This window comes from Peptoniphilus gorbachii (assembly GCF_016908115.1).
GTDB classification, from domain to species: domain Bacteria; phylum Bacillota; class Clostridia; order Tissierellales; family Peptoniphilaceae; genus Peptoniphilus_A; species Peptoniphilus_A gorbachii.
Map to the genome: position 1 here is coordinate 52,462 of NZ_JAFBDH010000007.1, position 20,583 is coordinate 73,044.

The window sequence follows — 20,583 nt, forward strand, 5'->3', positions numbered from 1 at the left end:
TAAAAAATACTTTAATTTTGGATATTTGAAGAAAATTAACAAAAAGGATTTCCTTTATTTTACATGTTTTTTAATGTATAATTGATATGCAAAAGATTTAAATTAATTTATCATACATAGAGATTTTAATTGAATTAATTTTAGGTCTTTGTTATAATATTCTTAAAAGTTGGAATGTATTCCGTAATATGAAAAAAACACATTGGGAGGTGTGATAATGTTAGGAGATGTTACTCTTACCCTTGGAGAAGCCTTTGGTGTAGCGTTGACAGGACTTAGCGTAGTTTTCTTAGCCCTTATTTCTCTACTAATTGCAATTATGATAATTAGTAAGGTAGTTGGAGGTATTCAAGGTAAGGCTGACGCAAATAAGTCTAATCAAAAAGCAGCAGCGCCTGTAAAGGCAGCACCGAAAAAAGCAGTAGCTGATAATTCAATGGACCCTGCACTATTAGCAGCAATAGTTGGAGCAATTAGCATGCAAGAAAGATCGAGAGTTGAAAGTTTTAGAATTGTTTCTATAAACGAAAAAAAATAAATTATTTTAAATTATTCTATTATTTATGAAAAGGAGAAATTAATGAAATATCAAGTTAAAGTAGATGGAAAAGTTTTTGAAGTAGAAGTTGAAAAAGTTGGTGGAGGATATGGATCACTTACTCCAGGATCTTTAACAGCAGCACCAGCAGCAGCTCCAGTAGCTCCAGCAGTAGCACCAGCAGCACCTGCTCCACAACAAGCAGCACCAGCACCTGCACCAGCGGCAGCTCCAGCAGCAGGCGGCGCAGGAGATGTAGTTTCACCAATGCCAGGAACTGTTCTTAAATTAAATGTTAATAATGGTGACACTGTAGCATCTGGAGATGTAATTTTAATTCTTGAAGCTATGAAGATGGAAAATGAAATCGTAGCTCCATGTGCAGGAAAAGTAACACTTAAAGTAACAGCTGGAGAAACAGTAGATACTGACGCATTACTAGCAGTTGTTGAATAATAGGAGGTCGGAATATGTTATTAGAAACATTACAGGGGATTCTAGGTGAATCGGGGTTTGCAGCATTACAGTGGCAAAATGTAGTAATGTTTATTATATCCTTCATTCTTATTTATCTAGCGATTAAAAAAGAATTTGAACCATTATTACTTCTTCCAATTGCCTTTGGTATGCTTTTAAGAAACTTGCCAATGACAGGCTTAATGGAAGTTGGAGACCCATGGCAATCTTCAGGGGTTTTAGCAATTATGTATAACGGAGTTAAGTCAAACTTATTCCCATGTTTAATATTTATGGGCGTAGGAGCAATGACTGACTTTGGACCACTTATTGCAAATCCAATTTCACTTTTACTAGGTTCAGCAGCACAATTTGGTATTTATGTTGCCTTTATTGTAGCTATTAAACTTGGTTTTACTGGACCAGAAGCAGCATCAATTGGTATTATCGGTGGAGCAGATGGCCCAACAGCAATATTTACAACATCACAACTTGCACCACACTTACTTGCACCAATTGCAGTAGCAGCTTATTCATACATGGCTCTTATCCCAATGATTCAACCGCCAATTATGAAGGCACTTACTACTGAAAAAGAAAGAACAACAGTTATGACTTCACTAAGAAAAGTATCTAAACTAGAAAAAGTTATTTTTCCAGTTGTAGTAGTACTTTTCACATCACTACTTCTTCCAGATGTAGCACCACTTCTTGGTATGCTAATGCTTGGAAACCTATTTAAGGAATCAGGAGTAGTTGCAAGACTTTCTGACACTGTACAAAATGCTCTTATGAACATTGTAACAATTATGCTTGGTACAACTGTTGGAGCAACTGCAGATGGAACAACTTTTCTACAACCTGCAACAATTAAAATAATAGTCCTTGGACTAATGGCATTTTGCTTTGCAACAGCAGGCGGTGTTATTTTTGGAAAAATTCTATACATTGTAACAGGTGGAAAGATCAATCCACTTATTGGTTCAGCTGGTGTATCAGCAGTACCAATGGCAGCACGTGTATCACAAGTTGAAGGTAGAAAATATAATCCTACTAACTTCTTACTAATGCACGCAATGGGACCTAATGTTGCTGGAGTTATAGGCTCAGCAGTAGCAGCAGGTGTATTCTTAATATTATTTAGTCATTAATTAAATTCAGCTCCAAAGTGAGCTGAATATTTATGCAATCAAGTTATATATAACAAAAGGAGGTTTTAACTTGAGTAAAGTAATGAAACTTAAAGACGCCATAGCAAAATATGTAGAAAATGGCGATGTAATTTCACTAGGGGGATTTACAACTAACAGAAAACCTTACGCAGCAGTAAATGAAATTTTGCGTCAAGGTCAAAAAGATTTTATCGTTGAAGCAGGACCTGCAGGAGGAGACTGGGACACATTAATTGGAGCTGGCAGAGTAAAGGCATACATAAATTGCTACACTGCTAACTCAGGATATACAAATGTTTCAAGAAGATTTAGAGCAGCGGTTGAAAAGGGTGAACTTCTTATGGAAGACTACTCTCAAGACGTTGAAATGCAAAGAATTCACGCAGCTGCACTTGGACTTCCATACCTACCATGTAGACTTATGATGGGTTCAGGTTTAGTTGACGAATGGGGAATTTCTAAAGAAGAAAGAGAAAAAATTGACAAACTTCCAAATGATAAGTTTATATATGTAGAAAACCCATTCAAAAAGGGAGAAAAACTTGTTGCAGCTCCAGTTCCAGAAATTGACACTGCAATAATTCACGTACAAATGGCATCTCCAGACGGAACTACAAGAATTCTTGGAAACACTTTCCACGATGTTGATATTGCAATAGCAGCTAAAAAAGTTATCGTAACTTGCGAAGAGCTTGTTTCTAACGAATACATCAAAAACTTTGATGCAGCTGAAAACAAAATTCCTGGATTCTGTGTTGATGCAGTAGTTCATGCACCATTTGGAGCACACCCTTCACAATGCTATAACTATTATGATTATGATGCTGCCTTCTATAAGATGTATAACGTTGAATCAAAAACTGAAGAAAACTTCAATGCATTCTTAGACGAATGGGTATATGGTGTTGAAGATCACGAAGCATACCTAAATAAACTTGGAGCTACAAGACTTATCGGATTAAAGAATGTTCCAGGATTTGGTTACTCTACAGACGTACTAAAGAAGGGAGAAGATAAATAATGGCTAGATATGATAATTATACAAATAAAGAAATGCAAGCAGTTACAATTGCTAGACAAATTAAAGACGGTCAAATAGCAATTGTAGGAACAGGACTTCCTCTAATTGGCGCATCTCTTGCAAAAGCAGTTTATGCTCCTAACTGTTATCTAATTGTAGAATCAGGACTTATGGATTGTGATCCAATAGAAGTTCCAAGATCAGTTGGTGACAATAGATTTATGGCACACTGTGGTGTTCACTGGACAAATGCAACTTATGTTGGTTTCCAAGCTAATGAATGGAGACATGACAAAAAGAGAATGATTGCATTTATCGGTGGAGCTCAAATTGACCCATTTGGAAATGTTAACTCTACAGTAATTGGTGACTACCACCACCCTAAGACAAGATTTACTGGTTCTGGTGGAGCTAATGGTATTGCAACTTATGTAAATACTATTATTATGATGCAACACGAAAAGAGAAGATTTATAGAAAAAGTTGACTATATTACTTCTCCAGGTTGGATCGATGGTCCTGGCGGAAGAACTAGAGTAGGTATTCCTGAAAATGTTGGACCACAAATGGTTGTAACTGATAAGGGTATATTAAAATTTGACGAAGATACTAAGAGAATGTATCTTGCTGGATATTATCCTTCTTCATCTCCAGAAGATGTTATTGAAAATACAGGATTTGATATTGATGTATCTCGTGCAGTAAAACTTGAAGAACCAGACGAAGAAGTTATTAAATTAATAAGAGAAGAAATAGATCCAGGCGAAGCTTTCATTAAGAGACCTGTAGAAGAATAAGGAGGACACATGACTCAATATTCACTTGCTTCATATTTTCAAAATATGAAGACAATTGGAAAGCCATTAAAAGCAGTTGATGAAGAAAACTTCAATCAATTAAGAGAAGTTGAAGAAGAAATTAGAGAGTTTGCTGAAAAAGCTCTTGCTGCTGGTAAACCAGATGAAAAAGTAAATGAACGTGGCGAAATGACAGCACTTCAAAGAATTGCTGAACTTATAGACGAAGGTACTTGGTGCCCACTTAATACTATTTACAATCCTGGTGAAAATGACCATGGTACAACTGGTATTGTTAAAGGACTTGCAAAAGTTGATGACAGATGGGTATACATTGTTGCATCAGATAACAAAAAACTTGCAGGTGCATGGATTGCTGGACAAGCTGATGACCTATTAAGAGCATCAGATACAGCAGAAAGACTTAGAATTCCACTAGTATATATACTAAATTGTTCAGGTGTAAAACTCGACGAACAAGAAAAAGTTTATCCAAATAGACGTGGAGGCGGTACTCCTTTCTATAGAAATTCAAGACTTAACCAATGTGGCGTTCCTGTAATAGTTGGTATTTATGGAACTAACCCAGCTGGTGGTGGATATCACTCAATTTCTCCTACAATTATAGTTGCTCATAAAGATGCAAATATGGCTGTTGGTGGAGCTGGAATCCTTGGCGGTATGAATCCAAAGGGATATATCGACGAAGAAGGAGCTAACCAAATAGCTGATCAAACTGCAAATGCTAAGAAAACTACTCCTCCAGGATCAGTAGGAGTTCACTTTGCACAAACTGGTTTTATGAGAGAAGTTTATGTTGAAGAAGAAGGAGTGCTTGAAGGAATTAGAAAATATCTTTCAATGCTTCCTAAATTCCAAAGAGAATTCTTCAGAGTAGACGATCCAAAGAATCCACTATTTGACCCTAACGATATGTATTCACTTATTCCACTTAATGGTAAAAAGGCTTACGATGTATATGATGTAATTTCAAGACTTTTTGACGGTTCTGAATTTATGGAATACAAAAAAGGTTACGGTAGAGAAATGGTAACTGGACTTGCAAAAGTTAACGGACTTTTAGTTGGTGTTGTTGCTAATGTTCAAGGTCTATTAATGGGCTATCCTGAATACTACAATGATCCTAAACACATCTCTATTGGTGGAAAACTTTATAGACAAGGTTTAATCAAGATGAATGAATTTGTAACACTTTGTGCTAGAGACAGACTTCCAATTATTTGGCTACAAGATACTACAGGTATTGATGTAGGCGACGATGCAGAAAAAGCTGAATTACTAGGACTTGGTCAATCACTTATTTATTCAATTCAAAAATCTGATCTTCCTCAAATGGAAATTACAATGAGAAAGGGGACTGCAGCAGCTCACTACGTACTTGGTGGACCACAAGGAAATGACACTAACGCATTTTCTCTAGGATCTGCAGCTACTGAAATCAACGTAATGAATGGAGAAACTGCAGCTACTGCAATGTATTCAAGAAGACTTGCAAAAGATAAAAAAGCTGGAAAAGATCTTCAACCAACAATTGACAAGATGAATGATTTAATTCAAGATTATGCTGAAAAATCAAAACCATTCTCTTGTGCTAAATATGGTTTAGTAGATGAAATAGTAAATATGAACTTATGGAGAAATTATATTATCGCTTTCACTGAAAGTGCATATCAAGATCCTGAATCAATTTGCCCAGTTCATCAAATGCTTACTCCAAGAATCATCAGAGATTACGATAGATTAAATAACATTAAATAATATAAAACATGACAATTTATTGGATAATCTGAAAAAGGATTATCCAATATTTTTGTATATGTCAAATTAATTTACGATAAGTAAACAATACTTTTTAAAAGTAAAAAATAGTAAAACATAAAAGCTCCAAAAGCCTTGTAATTTCACGATTCTTGGCTCTTTATTTTTGACAAAGATACATAAGTATAGTAGAATTAAGAAGAGTAAGATATTAATTTTAAGATAAAGAGGAGATTGTATGGCAGAAGCTATTTATACAATGGGCGTTGACATTGGATCAACTGCGTCAAAGAGTATTATTTTAAAAGATGGTAAAGAAATTATTTCAACTTCTGTTATTGATGTTGGAGCAGGAACAAGCGGACCATCAAGAACAATTAGTGAGACTCTTAAAAATGCAAACATGAAAAGAGAAGATATTTCTTATGTAATGGCAACTGGTTATGGTAGGACAGCCCTTGAAGAAGCTGATTTCCAAATGTCTGAACTTTCATGTCACGCTAAGGGTGCTTATTTCTTATTTCCAAATGTTCGTACAATCATTGATATCGGTGGACAAGATGCCAAGGCTCTAAAAATTGGAGACAACGGAATGCTTGAAAACTTTGTTATGAATGATAAATGTGCAGCTGGTACTGGAAGGTTCTTAGATGTAATTGCAAAAGTTCTTGAAGTTGATGTTTCTAAACTTGAAGAGTTAGATAAGTTATCTACAAAAGATGTTAGTATTTCTTCTACTTGCACAGTTTTTGCGGAATCAGAAGTTATTTCACAACTGGCAAGTGGATCAAAGATTGAAGATATAGTTAAGGGGATCCATGATTCCATTGCTGCAAGAGTTGGTTCTCTTGCTAAAAGAGTGGGATTAAATGATGACGTAGTATTTACTGGTGGTGTTGCCCTTAATAAGGGCATGGTTAGAGCTCTTGAAGAAAACACAGGACATAAAATTCACACTTCACCACTATGTCAATTAAATGGTGCGCTAGGAGCTGCACTATTTGGATATCAAAAATGTAAATTGCAAAAATTAAAAGAAGATAAAGCTAAAGCATAATTTATTTTAGGAGGTAAACTATGGCTGAACAAATTCAAAAAATACCTGGTAAAAAACCAAGACCAATCGAAGGACATATTCCTGCAGCTCAAGCTCTAAGAAATGTTGTTGATAGAGTTTACGGAGCAGCATGGGATGCAAAAAAAAGAGGAGAACTAGTTGGATGGTCATCATCTAAATTCCCTATTGAACTTGCAAAGGCATTTGGACTACATGCAGTATATCCAGAAAACCACGCAGCTACAACTGCAGCTAAAAAAGACGGTCTAAGACTATGTCAAACAGCTGAAGATATGGGATATGATAATGATATCTGTGGTTACGCAAGAATTTCTCTTGCTTATGCAGCAGGTGAACCTACTGACTCAAGAAAGATGCCACAACCAGACTTCGTACTTTGCTGTAACAACATCTGTAACATGATGACTAAATGGTATGAAAACATTGCAAGAATGCACGATATTCCAATGATTATGATTGATATTCCATTCCAAAACACAGTTGATGTACCTGAAGAAAAAGTTGATTACTTAATGGGTCAATTTGAATATGCTATTCACCAACTTGAAAAACTTACTGGTAAGAAATTTGATGAAAAGAAATTCGAAGAAGCTTGTCAAATTGCTAACAGAACTGCAGCAGCATGGCTTAAAGCATGTTCATACATGGCTTACGAACCATCTCCACTTTCTGGATTTGACCTATTTAACCACATGGCAGACATTGTAGCTGCAAGATGTGAAATTGATGCAGCTGAAGGATTTGAACTTCTAGCAGAAGAATATGAACAGTCAGTTAAGGAAGGAACTTCTACTTGGGAATACCCAGAAGAACACAGAATCCTATTTGAAGGTATACCTTGCTGGCCAGGACTAAGAAACCTTTTTGAACCATTAAAACAAAACGGTGTTAACGTAACTGCAGTAGTATATGCACCTGCTTTCGGTTTCCAATACACAACTGTTAGAGAAATGGCTGCAGCATACTGTAAAGCACCTTGTTCAGTATGTATCGAAGACGGTGTTGAATGGAGAGAAACAATGGCTAAAGAAAACGGAGTTTCTGGAGCACTTGTTAACTACAATAGATCTTGTAAACCATGGTCAGGAGCAATGCCTGAAATCGAAAGAAGATGGAGAGAAGACCTTGACATTCCAGTAGTTCACTTTGATGGTGACCAAGCTGATGAAAGAAACTTCTCTCAAGAACAATATAAGACTAGAGTTCAAGGTTTAGTAGAAATTATGAATGAAAGAAAAGCAGATAGAATTGCTAAGGGCGAAGAAATCTACACTAATTTCGAAAACACTAAAGAAACTGACTGGTCTAAGACTACAATTTAATTGAGGTGCAAAATGACTGATATAAAAGAATTATTAAAAGAATTTAAACATATTGCAGATAACGGAAGAGAACAAATTGACAAATACCTTGCTGAAGGCAAAAAAGTTGTCGGAGTTTTCCCTTACTATGCACCTGAAGAAATTATTTATGCAGGTGGACTTGTTCCTTACGGAGTATGGGGCGGACAAGGACCTATTGATAAGGCTAAAGAATATTTCCCAACATTCTACTATTCACTAGCTTTAAGATGTTTGGAAATGGGTCTTGACGGATCTCTTGATGGACTAAGTGCATCAATGGTAACTACTCTTGATGATACTTTAAGACCATTCTCTCAAAACTATAAAGTTTCTGTTGGTAGAAAAATTCCTATGATATTTTTAAACCACGCTCAACATAGAAAAGAAGACTTTGGTAAAACTTACAATGCAAAAATCTTTAAACAAGCTGCTGAAAGATTAGAAGAAGTTTGTGGTGTTGAGATTACTGATGAAAACTTAAAGAAAGCTTTCGAAGTTTATAACGAAAACAGAGCTCTAAAGAGAGAATTCATTAAATTAGTTGGAGATTATTCAAAGACTATTAAAGCATCTGACAGATGTAATGTATTAAAAGCTTCTTACCACATGCTTAAAGATGAACACAACAAGATGCTTAAAGAATTAATTGAAGCATTAAAAGCTATGCCAAAAGAAGAATGCACAGGACCAAGAGTTGTAACTTCTGGTATTATCACTGATAACCCAGCACTTCTTGAAGTTCTTGACAACTTTAACATTTGCGTAGTAGCAGATGACGTTGCAAGTGAATCAAGAGGACTTAAAGTTGATGTAGATACATCAATTGAAGATCCATATATGGCTCTTGCAGATCAATTTGCAAGAATGGACGAAGATCCAATTCTTTACGATCCAGATATTTGGAAGAGACCAAAATATGTTGTTGACTTAGCTCTTGATAATGATGCTGACGGATGTCTATTATTCATGATGACATTTAATGATACAGAAGAAATGGAATATCCATCACTAAAGAAAGCTTATGAAAAAGCTGGCATTCCACTAATTAAAATGGGTTATGACCAACAAATGACTGACTTCGGTCAAGTTAAAACTCAACTAGAAACATTTAGAGAAATGGTTGAACTTAACAGAATGTAATAAAAATAAAATAAATTTTAAGGCGCCTTATTATTGGCGCCTTTTTTATTTGATTAAAATTTTTAAAATAGTCAAAATATTTTTATATGATTAATAAAAAAATGGAGAAAAAATTTTTATATGATAAAATAAATTTATAGAAAGATACAAATTAGATTTTCTTTTAAAACTTATTTTGAAAGCTATTTCTAAGATTTTAAAAATTTTGTGAGATAAAATGAAAAAGAGAGATTATAATTTAGATTTAATAAAATTTATAGCAATAATTGCAACAATTTCAATCCATGTTTTGTCTGCTGGCTCACGCGCTGATTTATTTTCAAAAACTTGGATATTTTTTATATTTGCAGGTTCACTTTTTAGATTTTGTGTGCCAGTATTTTGTATGTGTGCAGGCTATCTCTTATATACAAAAGAAAAAATTGACTTTAAAAGTATTTATAAAAAGATTTTTAAATTTTTTGTTTATTTTATATTGGCTGAGCTAATGTACAGAATGATTTCCTGCTATTATGTAAAGTTTGTTTTTAATGATGCAGTTTCTTTTGAAGCAATAAAAAAAGATATCTTAGAAGGAAACTTCAAAGACCACTTGTATTACATATTTATAATAATTTTTATCTATGCCTTTGCGCCAGTCTGCAATAAATTTGTTAAAAATGAAAAAGGAGAGCTAAAATATTTACTTGGTTTTTGGATTTTTGTATCCTTAACTCTAGTATTTATAATAAATTTATTTAACATAAAAGTACTTAGCATTTTTAGATTATATAATCTTTCAGGAGCCTATAATTATGTACTCTTTGCCTTACTTGGTGCTTATATAAATAAATACAAGGATAGATTATTAGATAAAAACATTTTTTATTACTTTTTGGGATTTTTCATATCTTATCTTCTTATTGTTTACTTAACTATATCAAGAAGTGGGGAAAAATTTAACTCATATATTTGGGACAATCCAAATATTTTAATTTTTGGATCATCCTTTACATTATTTGTAATGTGTATGAAGATTAAAATTAAAAATAATTTTATAAAAAAATTTTTAGAAGTGCTTTCAAAAAATATTTTTGGAATTTATATTTTTCATGTAATTTTTACTGATTATATAAATATTTTTAAATTGGAATATATAAACTTTGATGCATGGAGAAAATTATTTATAATAATTATAGAGATAGGGTTAGTATTTATATTATCCTTTGCTTTAACTTTTATATTAAAGACAATTTATGAGAAAATTTTAAAGAAGATATTTCTGAAAATAGAAAGGTAAATTAGTAAGAATAAAGAAAAGTATTGTGAAAGTTTTAGTTTTAAATAAAAAATATATATTGGAAGAAGTGGACATAATAAAACTGTCACAAATAAGTTGTGGCAGTGTTTTTTAGTTATTTTAAAAATTTTTGTAATAAAAAACTGTTGCTTGTGGCAACAGTTTAAAATACTTAATTTAATTAGTCTCTTTTAACAACAACATTTTCTTCGAAAGCTCTGTCATCGAATTTTTCAATTCCAGAAGGTAATTGTACTTCCATAATGTTATTTTTTCTGAAAGCATACATGTCGATTTCTTTGATGTTTTCAGGCAATTTAATTTCAGTAAGGTTGTTCTTGTAGAATGCACTTACGCCAATAAATTCAACTGTATCAGGAATTTCAATTTCACCAATTTGGTTTAGTGAAAAAGCATTGTCGCCAATATATTCTAATTTTTCAGGCATTTTAACATCAGTTAATTTGTTTCTGTAGAATACATAAGCATCAATTTTTTTAACTGAATCAGGAATTTCTACTTCAGTTAAGTTGTTAACTCCAAAAGCTTCGTATTTAATTTCTTCAACAGTATCAGGAATTACAATAGAGTTAAGTTTTCTTCTGAAGAAGCATTGTTCTCCAATAACTCTAATTTTAGTTCCATCTGGTCCTTCACTAGGCACTACCATATCAAATAATTCTTCATTTTTGATTTTATCTTTGCCCTTTCTTGTCATGCCCTTTAGCACATCGCCATCAAATATAAAATCGTCAAACTCCCAAGGTTTTTCCATAATATGTACGTCCTCCCTCTACATAAAATATTTTCTTAATTACATTATAACATAGTAGAAAGAAATTATAAAGGAAGGTTGTTAAACAGACAAAGGATGAACATTTTTATTAAATAAAAAGAACTTATTTACTAAAAGTCTTTTTATAAAAAAATATGTTACTAAATATAAATTATAATTAGTTTAATTGGGTAAAGATATATTAGGAAAAATTTTTATTTTTAAAGAAAGAATTAATTTGTGAAAATTTAAAAAATTTTGGGGAAAAGGTAGTCATTATTTGACGATAAAATTTTTTAAAGTTATAATCTAGTAAAGTGGAATATTGATAAAGAAAAATGGTGTATGCTATTTAAGAGGAGGAAAAATGGATAATAAGAATTTTTTTGAAGATATGATGGAAATGCAAAAAAATATTTTTGAAAATCAAAAGGAAGCCTATAGCAAATTTATGGAGTCTTTTAAACTTGGAGATTTTAAACCTTTTGGTACAAATATGTTTGTAAACAACTTTAAAAATCTGATGGAATTTTTCAAGGACTATAAGGAAATTAATGAAAAATTTGAAAATAATTTTAAAGACTTCTTTGCACAAGTTCCTGGATACAAGGAATCTTTGGAAAGCTATAACAAAAATATGGATTTTTTAAACAAGCTTTACCTTGCTTATGGTGATTTTTACAAGGACCTTGATCTTGTTTCTGCACAAAATAAATTAATAGAATTGTTTGAAATTTACAGCGATGAATTAGTAGAAATGTCTAAAAAATATTTCTATAAATTAATTCCTGATAGTTATTATAGAGTTTTAGAAAACTTTAATTTAGAAAAATTTATAAGACCTGCAATTGAAAATTCTAAGAAATCAATTGATTTTTATGAAAATGCTATAAAAAATAGACCTGAATTATTAGTTGCTGATGTAAAAGATTTTTACCAAGGAATTTTGGATAAGATTTTTGAAATGCCAACTCTTGGCATAAGTCCAGAAGATAAGGAAAAATCAAAGAAAGAACTTCAAAATTATCTTGACCTTGAACTTGAATTATTAGATTTTAATTTGTTCCTAGAAAAGAAAAATCAAGAAACAGCTTTAAAGGCTCAAAGGGCTTATATCAATGGTCTTGAAAGTGAAGCATCCTTAGAAGATTTTGCTGATTTCTTTAAATTCTATATGAATAACTTTGAAAAAGCTTATAAAGAACTTGTAAATTCTGATGAATATAAGGAAAAAGCTCAAGAAGTTTTAGATATTGTTGAAAAAAATAAAGAATCTTACAAGGAAAGACTTGCAGAAAGATTAAAGGACATTCCAGTTGCAACTCTTAAAGATAAAGAAGAATTCATGGGAGATATTGAAGGACTTACTAAAGAACTTGATGACGCAAAGAAAGCTAAATCAAGTCTTGAAAGAAAGGTAAATAAGATAAAGAGCGATTCTGAAAAAGAAATTAAGGCCCTTAAAGAAGAAGTTGCAAAATTAAAAGAAGAAAATAAGTCTGCAAATGATGAAGCTCTTAAAAAAGAACTAGATAGTTTGAAAAAAGAATTTGCTGCTTTAAAGACACAAGTTAATACTAAAGCTAAATAAAACATAAGAATCTTCTCCTAAAAAGGTCTGTAGGTTTTCCTACAGGCTTTTTTTATGCCCTAAAATATTTTGCCAAGCTTTTGAATTGTAAGAATAAAAATTTACGCCCACTATAATTTATTGATAAACGATAAATATTTATTGTAATTCATTAAATAAAGTGATATACTCCTAGCAAAGGGAGGTTATTATGAAATCTTTACGAGTAAAATTTATTGGAGCACTTCTACTAATCGCTATTTTTATTTTAGGGGGAACTTTTTATGGACTTCTTAAAATGGCAAGCTTTATGGCAAAAATTTATCCAATGTTCATGAATATGAAGTATCCCATGTTATTTTTGTGCCAGGGAATAATTTTAGCCTTGATCCTTGCTCTTCTATTTGGACTTTTTGCCCTAAAAAAATATGGGGAAGACAAAATTTTTGAGAGAGGGATGTTATTTGACCTTCAAGTTATAGCCATTTCCTTTATAGGAATTTTTTTCCTTTCAATTCTTTCCATAATTTACACAAATTTTAACCTAGATGGCTCAATTACCAACCTAATTTTTATAGGGGGAGCAATTGTTGCCATGTTAATTGCGCAAATTTTTCTTCTACTTTGTGATTTGATCAAAGAAGGAATGGCACTAAAAGAAGAAAATGACTTAACGATTTGAGGTGGACCATGGGAAAAATAATTGTTAATTTAGATGTGGAAATGGCAAAAAATAAAATGTCTCTTACAGAATTATCAGAGAAAGTTGGCATAACTATTGCAAATCTTTCGATTTTAAAGACAAATAAGGCAAAAGCCATAAGATTTTCTACTCTTTCAGAAATTTGTAGAGTTTTAAATTGTGATGTAGGAGATATTTTAAGGTATGAAGGTGATGAAAATGAGTGATAAAAAATTTAAAAAAGTTTTAATTATTATGGCTTTAATTTTTCTTGTAGCTATTCCTCTTTTATACTTGCTTTCAGATAGTAGAGACCAGTCAGTAAAGGAAGTGGAAAATGAATTTAATATAAGATTTCCAATAAGCGTAAAAAGAGTAAGAGAGCTTTATAAAGAGCCAGACTTTCACGGAGATGGGGAAGCTGCAATTTTATTTTCTGTAGACAAGGATGATATAAGAGATATAAAAAATAGTCTTAAAGCTTATAATGTTGAAAGTGATGAAAATAAACTTTCTCAAATTGAAACTTGCCTTTTAAAAGTAAGAGAAAGGGGCTTTGACACAGACATTGATTTGAATAATGAAGTTTACTTTAAAAAAACATCTGACAATGTCTTTAATAATTTGTATGGAAATTTTATAGTCCTTATAATAGACGAGGAAAAGGGCGAAATCTTGTTCTTGCAGTGGGACACTTAATAAATTATGAACTCTAATTAATAATGTTTTCCTAGTTTTCAAAAGGGATTATAAAAGTAAAAATACATATTAAGAGAAAAAGCTCTTTTTATGTATTTTTTCTTTTGATAAATATATTATTTTATTTTTCTTAAAAGAATTTTTGAAAATAATTCTTTATTTAAAACAAGGAAAAATGGATAGAATAAAGAAAATCTACTAAATTTTACGAAATAAAAAACTTTTTTAGTTTAAACACGTTAGCAAGATAAAATATTAAGCTGAAAAAAATTTTACCTTACGATTAGAAAAAAGATTAGTCCAAAAATCTTAAATTTGTATTTTTTAATAAAAATTTTTATGACAAAAAGCTTTTAAAAATGAAAACCTTTTGATATAATTAAAGCATAAAAAAATATAGAGAGGTGATATTTATGACAATTGAAATGGACATGATCCAAACAATTGGTCTAGCAGTAATACTATTGCTAATTGGTAGGTACATAAGAAGTAAGGTTTATTTCTTCCAAAAGTTCGCTATTCCAGCGCCTGTAATTGGTGGATTCTTATTCGCAATCATTCACTTAGTTTTAAGACTAACAAATACGGCTGCATTTGAATTTGACACTACATTGCAATCATTTTTCATGACAATATTCTTTACTAGTATTGGTTTTGGAGCAAGTATCAAAATACTTAAAATTGGTGGACCTAAGGTAATTAAATTCTTAATCGTTGCCAGTGTACTTTGCGTACTACAAAACATTCTAGCTGTTGCCTTAGCAGGACCTGTAGGAGTAGAACCAGGACTTGCACTTATGACAGGTTCAACACCAATGACTGGTGGACACGGAACAAGTGCTGGTATTGCACCACTTGTTGAAGCAGCTGGTATTACTGGAGCAGAAACTGTAGCTTATTCAGCAGCTACTTTCGGATTAGTAATGGGTTCATTAATGGGTGGACCATTAGCTAACAAAATTATTCTTAAAAACAATCTTGTTGAAAAGAAAAAATTAGAAAAAGACATCGTAGTTGACGAATCCATCTTAAAAGAAGAAAATAAAATTTTAGATGGAAAGAAAGTTCAAATGGGATTCTTCGCAATAATAGTTGCTATGGGAATTGGTGTTTACATTTCAGCATTCTTAAATGGACAAATTGCTAAGTTTACTGACAAGGCAGCTCTTCCAATTTATATTGGACCAATGATACTTGGTATTCTTTTCAGAGCTATTTCTGATAAGCATGATAATTTCCTTCCAAACGAAGAAATTGCAATTGCTGGAGAACTAGGACTTAACCTATTCTTATCAATGGCTTTAATGACATTGAAATTATGGCAATTAGTTGACCTTGCAGTTCCAATGTTAATTCTATTAGCTGCTCAAACAGTATTAATGGCAATATTTGCTTACTTTGTTACATTCAAAATTATGGGTAACAACTATGACGCAGCAGTTATTGCTGGTGGACACTGTGGATTTGGTATGGGTGCAACACCTAATGGTGTAGCTAACATGGAATCTATTTGTGATAAATTCGTTTACTCAAAGATGGCATTCTTTGTTCTTCCAATAGTAGGCGGTATGTTTATCGACTTTGCAAATGTATTTATTATCACAGTATTCTTAGGATTCTTTGCTTAATAAAAACTATAAAGGCACCAGACAAGATCTGGTGCTTTTTTATTAAAAAGAATTATATTTCTAAAAATATTGAAGCATTTATAAGAAGAAAAAATATTAAATAAATAGTAGATTTTATTTTAAAAATATTAAATAAATAGTAGATTTTATTTTTTAGAAAAAATTTTAGAATTAGTTAAATAAAAAAATTTAAAGTTAGTGAATAAATTAAGACTTTTAAATTATTTATATTATTTAAGTTATTTAAAAGGAGATTATTAAAATGAAAAAAACTAATCCAATAGGGGTTTTTGATAGCGGCGTAGGTGGACTTTCTGTATTAAAGGAATTATTAAAAGTATTTCCTGAAGAAAATTTCAAATATATTGGAGATACTTTGAGAATGCCTTATGGAGTTAGAAGTCCTGAAGATGTTAAAAACTCAACTTTTGAATGTTTAAGTTTTCTAGCAAAAGAAGGAGCTAAGGGAGCAGTTATTGCTTGTAATACAGCAACTTGCTATGGTCTAGAAAATGCACAAGAAAAACTAGATATACCAGTAGTTGGAGTTGTTGAACCAGCTTGCAGTTATGCATCACTAGTTACAAAAAATAATAAGGTTGCCCTTATAGCTACTGAAGGAACAGTAAAATCAAAGGTTTATGATGAAACTATTAAAAAGTTTAACAAGGACATAATTATTAAGGGAGTTGGAGCTCCACAATTAGTTTTAGATGTTGAAAATGGAAATTTAGAAAATGATATTGTTGAAAAAACAATTAATGGATATTTAGAAGAATTGGGAGATTTTGACTACGATACTCTTATATTAGGTTGTACACATTTCCCACTTGCTAGAAAGGCTTTTGAAAGAATTTTTGAAAAGCAAAATAGAGATGTTAAACTTGTAGATCCAGCTAACAGAACAGCCATTGCTTTAAAGGAAATTTTAGAAAAAGATGATTTATTAAATCAAGAAAAAAATCCTAAAATTGACTTTTTCTCAACAAATGATATAGAAAAATTTAAAGCCACTGTTAAAAATGTCATTGACACTGAAAATGAAGAGACTTTTAAAGAAGTTACTCTATAATTTTATTAAATTAAAATAAGACTATGAAATTGTACATTTTGTTTAAAATTTTAAGCGGAATGTACAATTTTTTTATTTTTAAGTTTTATTTAAAAAAATTCTCTAGACTAAATTATTTTTATACGTTTTAAACTATTTATGAGGGGTATTTCTTATATGAAAGCTTTTTATGATGTATTAAATAAAGATAAGGAGTATATTATGACTAAACCAAAAATTAATTTAGATAAAAAATATGGACTATTTATTGGTGGAGAATTTGTTGATAGTGAAAATGGAGAAACTCTTGATACATTTTGTCCAGCTGATGGTGAACTTTTAGCTAGTATTGCTCAAGCATCTGAAAAAGATGTTGATAAAGCTGTTAAAGCTGCTTGGGAAGGCTTTAATGAGTACAAAAAAACAAATAAATATGAAAGAGCAAAAATTTTAAATAAAATAGCTGATATAATTGATGAAAATGCAGAACACCTTGCCATGGTAGAAACTCTTGACAATGGTAAGCCAATTAGAGAAACAAGAAATATTGATATTCCTCTTGCATCTGAACACTTTAGATATTTTGCAGGAGCAATTTTGGCAGAAGAAGGAACTGCCAATGCAATTGATGAAAACACACTTTCAATTGTTCTTCGTGAACCTCTTGGGGTTGTTGGCCAAATTATTCCATGGAACTTCCCATTTTTAATGGCAGCATGGAAATTATCTCCAGCTCTAGCAGCAGGCGATGCTGTTGTAATTAAACCATCTTCAACAACTTCTCTATCACTTCTTGAACTTATGAAGTTAATTAAAGATGTAGTGCCAAAGGGAGTTATAAATGTTGTAACTGGTTCTGGTTCAAAATCTGGAGAATATTTACAACATCACCAAGGTCTATCAAAACTTGCCTTTACTGGATCAACAGAAGTTGGCTACAAAATAGCAAGTGCTGCAGCAGAAAAATTAATTCCTGCTACACTAGAACTTGGCGGAAAGTCAGCTAATATTTTCTTTGATGACTGTGATATGGATCTTGCTCTTGATGGACTTGCTATGGGAATTTTATTTAACCAAGGTCAAGTTTGCTGTGCAGGTTCAAGAGTTTTCGTTCACGAAAATATTTATGATGAATTTGTAGAAAGAGCGATAAAAAAATTTGAAGGCATAAAAGTTGGACTTCCTTGGGAAGAAGATACACAAGTTGGTGCCCAAGTAAATAAATCACAAACTGAAAAAGTTCTTGGCTATGTTGAAATAGCTAAAAAAGAAGGGGCAAATATTGCTGTTGGTGGCGAAAAGGCTACAAAGAATGGCACAGAAAAGGGCTACTTCACAATGCCAACTCTTATTACTAATGTAAACAACAACATGAAAGTTGCAAGAGACGAAATCTTTGGACCAGTTGCTGTTGTAATTAAATTTAAAGATGAAGAAGAAGTTATTAAAATGGCAAATGACTCTGACTATGGTCTTGCTGGTGCTGTTTGGACAAAAGATATCAATAAGGCTATAAGAGTTGCAAGAGGCGTTGAAACTGGCAGAATGTGGGTTAACACTTATAATCAACTTCCTGCAGGAGCACCTTTTGGAGGCTATAAAAAATCTGGTATAGGTAGAGAAAACCACAAGATGATGCTTGATGCATATTCACAAGTTAAAAATATCTTTATAAACACTTCTGAAAAATTATCAGGATTATACTAATACAGATTAAAAAAGTTAATAAGTACAAAAATAAAGGACTAGTAGTTTTAAACTATTAGTCCTTTTATAATATTTAAAATTAAATTTATAAATTTTTAACTTTAAAACAAATTTAAATTACATTCCTGCACCCATTTTAATAGCAATATATAAGAATTTTTAATGATAAAGGCATTAGTAAAAGTTGAAATAAAGGAGAAAATATAATACTTTCATTTAATATCATACAAAAGTACAAAAAGTAAAGAACTTGTGATAAAATAAAATTAACAAATTTAAAAATGCTAAAAATTAAAATAAAAATAGGAGTGATATTATGAGTATAGTAAAACCTTCAACTCTTCCAGGATTTATGGAGCTACTTCCTAAAGATCAAATGCTCTTTAATGAAATGAGAGATATAATTAGAGATAATTTTGAAAAACATGGTTTCTTGCCAATAGATACGCCAGTTATAGAAAAATCAGAAGTGCTACTCGCAAAGGGCGGCGGAGAAACTGAAAAACAAATTTATAGATTTTCTAAGGGCGACACAGATATGTCTCTTAGATTTGATTTAACAGTTCCCCTAGCAAGATACACTGTAGAGCACATGAATGATTTGTCTTTTCCTTTTAAAAGATATCAAATAGGAAAGGTCTACAGAGGAGAAAAAGCTCAAAAAGGACGTTTTAGAGAGTTTTATCAATGTGACATTGACACAATTGGCATGGGAGAATTATCTCTTGTAAATGATGCAGAATTTCCAGTTGTAATTTATCACACTTTTAAAGATTTAGGCTTTACAGATTTTACAATTCACCTAAATAATAGAAAGATTTTAAAGGGATTTTTCGGATCACTTGGCATAGAAGACTCAATGAATGTTTTGAGAATAGTTGATAAAATTGATAAAATTGGCGAAGAAAATGTCTTGTCTGAACTATCTGAGCTTGGAGTAGAAAAAGATAAGGGCGAAAAAATTTTAGAATTTATAAAAATCAAGGGCAGCACAGATGAAATTATTAAAGCTTTAAATGACCTTAAAATTGAAAATGAAATCTTTTTAGAAGGTTTATCTGAAATCACAGAAGTAGTTGGCTACATGAGAGATTTTGGCATAGACGAAAATTGTTTTGATATTGATTTAAAAATTGCAAGAGGTCTTGATTATTACACAGGAACAGTTTATGAAACAACTCTTGATAATTATCCAAAAATTGGATCAGTTTGTTCTGGCGGAAGATACGAAGACCTTGCAAGTTACTACACAGACAAAGTTCTTCCAGGAGTAGGAATTTCTATTGGACTTTCAAGACTTTTCTACCAATTAAATGAAGCAAATATTATTTCTAGTGAAGAAAAATCACTTGTTGATTTATTAATTATTCCAATGGACGACTGCTTGCACCAAGGAATAAAACTTTTAAATGAACTAAGAGAAAAGGGCCTTAAAGTTTCTGTATACACTGAATTTGCTAAGTTAAAGAAAAAATTTAAGTACGCAGATCAAACAAAAGTGCCTTATGTAATTGTACTTGGTGAAGAAGAAGTAAATACTAGAAAATATACTTTAAAAGACATGAGAACAGGTGATCAGGAAGAAGTAACTTTTGATGAACTAGTTGAAAAGTTTAGTAAATGAGTGCGACTCCTTTGAAAAAGCTTCCTATTCGGTCGCTGGCTAAGACTTGAGTTGCTTGCTTGCAAGCTTACTAAGTCTTGCCCATGAATTTTTGCTTGCAAAAATCCATGTTCCACTAAATCAGTCGCTGCATAAGCTTCTTCATCAGTTCAGCCTTCGCATGGCTCGGCTTCACTGTGAAGAACATTCCAATCGCAAATTTTTTGCGATTGTCATTAGCATTAACAAGAAATCGTGCAACTTA

Annotated in this window: 19 protein-coding genes; 18 read left to right on the forward strand and 1 reads right to left on the reverse strand. The window is 31.8% G+C overall.

Translation table 11 applies throughout. The features are described 5' to 3' along the window. The first annotated feature begins 217 nt into the window (after positions 1-217). From JOD41_RS07240 to JOD41_RS07285, 10 genes are all read left to right on the forward strand, one after another. On the forward strand, positions 218-538 hold the full coding sequence (locus tag JOD41_RS07240) for an OadG family protein (protein ID WP_205052239.1): 321 nt from the start codon (positions 218-220) through the stop codon (positions 536-538). Positions 539-580: 42 nt separating this feature from the next. Continuing rightward, entirely contained in the window at positions 581-994 is a 414-nt protein-coding gene (locus tag JOD41_RS07245) for a biotin/lipoyl-containing protein (protein WP_205052240.1), read from the forward strand. A 14-nt stretch (positions 995-1,008) separates the two neighbouring features. Continuing rightward, entirely contained in the window at positions 1,009-2,145 is a 1,137-nt protein-coding gene (locus tag JOD41_RS07250; protein ID WP_205052241.1) for a sodium ion-translocating decarboxylase subunit beta, read from the forward strand. Between the two features lie 70 nt (positions 2,146-2,215). Then, positions 2,216-3,187, forward strand: a complete 972-nt coding sequence (gctA, locus tag JOD41_RS07255) for a glutaconate CoA-transferase subunit A (RefSeq protein WP_205052242.1) — start codon at positions 2,216-2,218, stop codon at positions 3,185-3,187. Further along, positions 3,187-3,984, forward strand: a complete 798-nt coding sequence (gene gctB, locus JOD41_RS07260; RefSeq protein ID WP_156701285.1) for a glutaconate CoA-transferase subunit B — start codon at positions 3,187-3,189, stop codon at positions 3,982-3,984. The genes gctA and gctB overlap by 1 nt, the downstream gene beginning before the upstream one ends. A gap of 9 nt (positions 3,985-3,993) precedes the next feature. Next, on the forward strand, positions 3,994-5,763 hold the full coding sequence (locus JOD41_RS07265) for an acyl-CoA carboxylase subunit beta (RefSeq protein WP_205052243.1): 1,770 nt from the start codon (positions 3,994-3,996) through the stop codon (positions 5,761-5,763). Positions 5,764-6,001: 238 nt separating this feature from the next. Next, complete coding sequence (locus tag JOD41_RS07270; RefSeq protein WP_239541127.1) at positions 6,002-6,820, forward strand: acyl-CoA dehydratase activase; 819 nt, start codon at positions 6,002-6,004, stop codon at positions 6,818-6,820. A 20-nt stretch (positions 6,821-6,840) separates the two neighbouring features. Next, on the forward strand, positions 6,841-8,163 hold the full coding sequence (locus tag JOD41_RS07275; RefSeq protein WP_205052244.1) for a 2-hydroxyacyl-CoA dehydratase subunit D: 1,323 nt from the start codon (positions 6,841-6,843) through the stop codon (positions 8,161-8,163). A gap of 12 nt (positions 8,164-8,175) precedes the next feature. Next, positions 8,176-9,324, forward strand: a complete 1,149-nt coding sequence (locus JOD41_RS07280) for a 2-hydroxyacyl-CoA dehydratase subunit D (protein WP_205052245.1) — start codon at positions 8,176-8,178, stop codon at positions 9,322-9,324. 217 nt (positions 9,325-9,541) lie between these two features. Next, positions 9,542-10,603, forward strand: coding sequence for an acyltransferase (locus JOD41_RS07285; protein ID WP_205052246.1), 1,062 nt, complete (start codon positions 9,542-9,544; stop codon positions 10,601-10,603). A gap of 181 nt (positions 10,604-10,784) precedes the next feature. Here JOD41_RS07285 and JOD41_RS07290 read toward each other — a convergent pair whose 3' ends face one another. Continuing rightward, positions 10,785-11,378 carry a leucine-rich repeat domain-containing protein gene (locus JOD41_RS07290; RefSeq protein ID WP_205052247.1) on the reverse strand — a complete coding sequence of 198 codons (594 nt, stop codon included), beginning with the start codon at positions 11,376-11,378 and terminating at the stop codon, positions 10,785-10,787. A gap of 367 nt (positions 11,379-11,745) precedes the next feature. On the opposite strand from JOD41_RS07290, the gene JOD41_RS07295 reads away from it, so the two are divergent. From JOD41_RS07295 to hisS, 8 genes are all read left to right on the forward strand, one after another. Next, complete coding sequence (locus tag JOD41_RS07295) at positions 11,746-12,969, forward strand: poly(R)-hydroxyalkanoic acid synthase subunit PhaE (protein ID WP_205052248.1); 1,224 nt, start codon at positions 11,746-11,748, stop codon at positions 12,967-12,969. A 190-nt stretch (positions 12,970-13,159) separates the two neighbouring features. After that, on the forward strand, positions 13,160-13,630 hold the full coding sequence (locus tag JOD41_RS07300; protein WP_205052249.1) for a DUF2975 domain-containing protein: 471 nt from the start codon (positions 13,160-13,162) through the stop codon (positions 13,628-13,630). Between the two features lie 8 nt (positions 13,631-13,638). Further along, on the forward strand, positions 13,639-13,857 hold the full coding sequence (locus JOD41_RS07305) for a helix-turn-helix domain-containing protein (RefSeq protein WP_205052250.1): 219 nt from the start codon (positions 13,639-13,641) through the stop codon (positions 13,855-13,857). Continuing rightward, entirely contained in the window at positions 13,850-14,329 is a 480-nt protein-coding gene (locus JOD41_RS07310) for a hypothetical protein (RefSeq protein ID WP_205052251.1), read from the forward strand. The genes JOD41_RS07305 and JOD41_RS07310 overlap by 8 nt, the downstream gene beginning before the upstream one ends. Positions 14,330-14,742: 413 nt before the next feature. Next, complete coding sequence (gltS, locus tag JOD41_RS07315) at positions 14,743-15,957, forward strand: sodium/glutamate symporter (RefSeq protein ID WP_205052252.1); 1,215 nt, start codon at positions 14,743-14,745, stop codon at positions 15,955-15,957. Between the two features lie 262 nt (positions 15,958-16,219). Next, on the forward strand, positions 16,220-17,029 hold the full coding sequence (gene murI, locus JOD41_RS07320; RefSeq protein ID WP_205052253.1) for a glutamate racemase: 810 nt from the start codon (positions 16,220-16,222) through the stop codon (positions 17,027-17,029). Between the two features lie 201 nt (positions 17,030-17,230). After that, positions 17,231-18,715: an aldehyde dehydrogenase family protein gene (locus JOD41_RS07325; RefSeq protein ID WP_205052254.1), complete on the forward strand. Its 1,485-nt coding sequence runs from the start codon at positions 17,231-17,233 to the stop codon at positions 18,713-18,715. A 316-nt stretch (positions 18,716-19,031) separates the two neighbouring features. Next, on the forward strand, positions 19,032-20,339 hold the full coding sequence (gene hisS / locus JOD41_RS07330) for a histidine--tRNA ligase (RefSeq protein WP_205052255.1): 1,308 nt from the start codon (positions 19,032-19,034) through the stop codon (positions 20,337-20,339). The last annotated feature ends 244 nt before the right edge of the window (positions 20,340-20,583 follow it).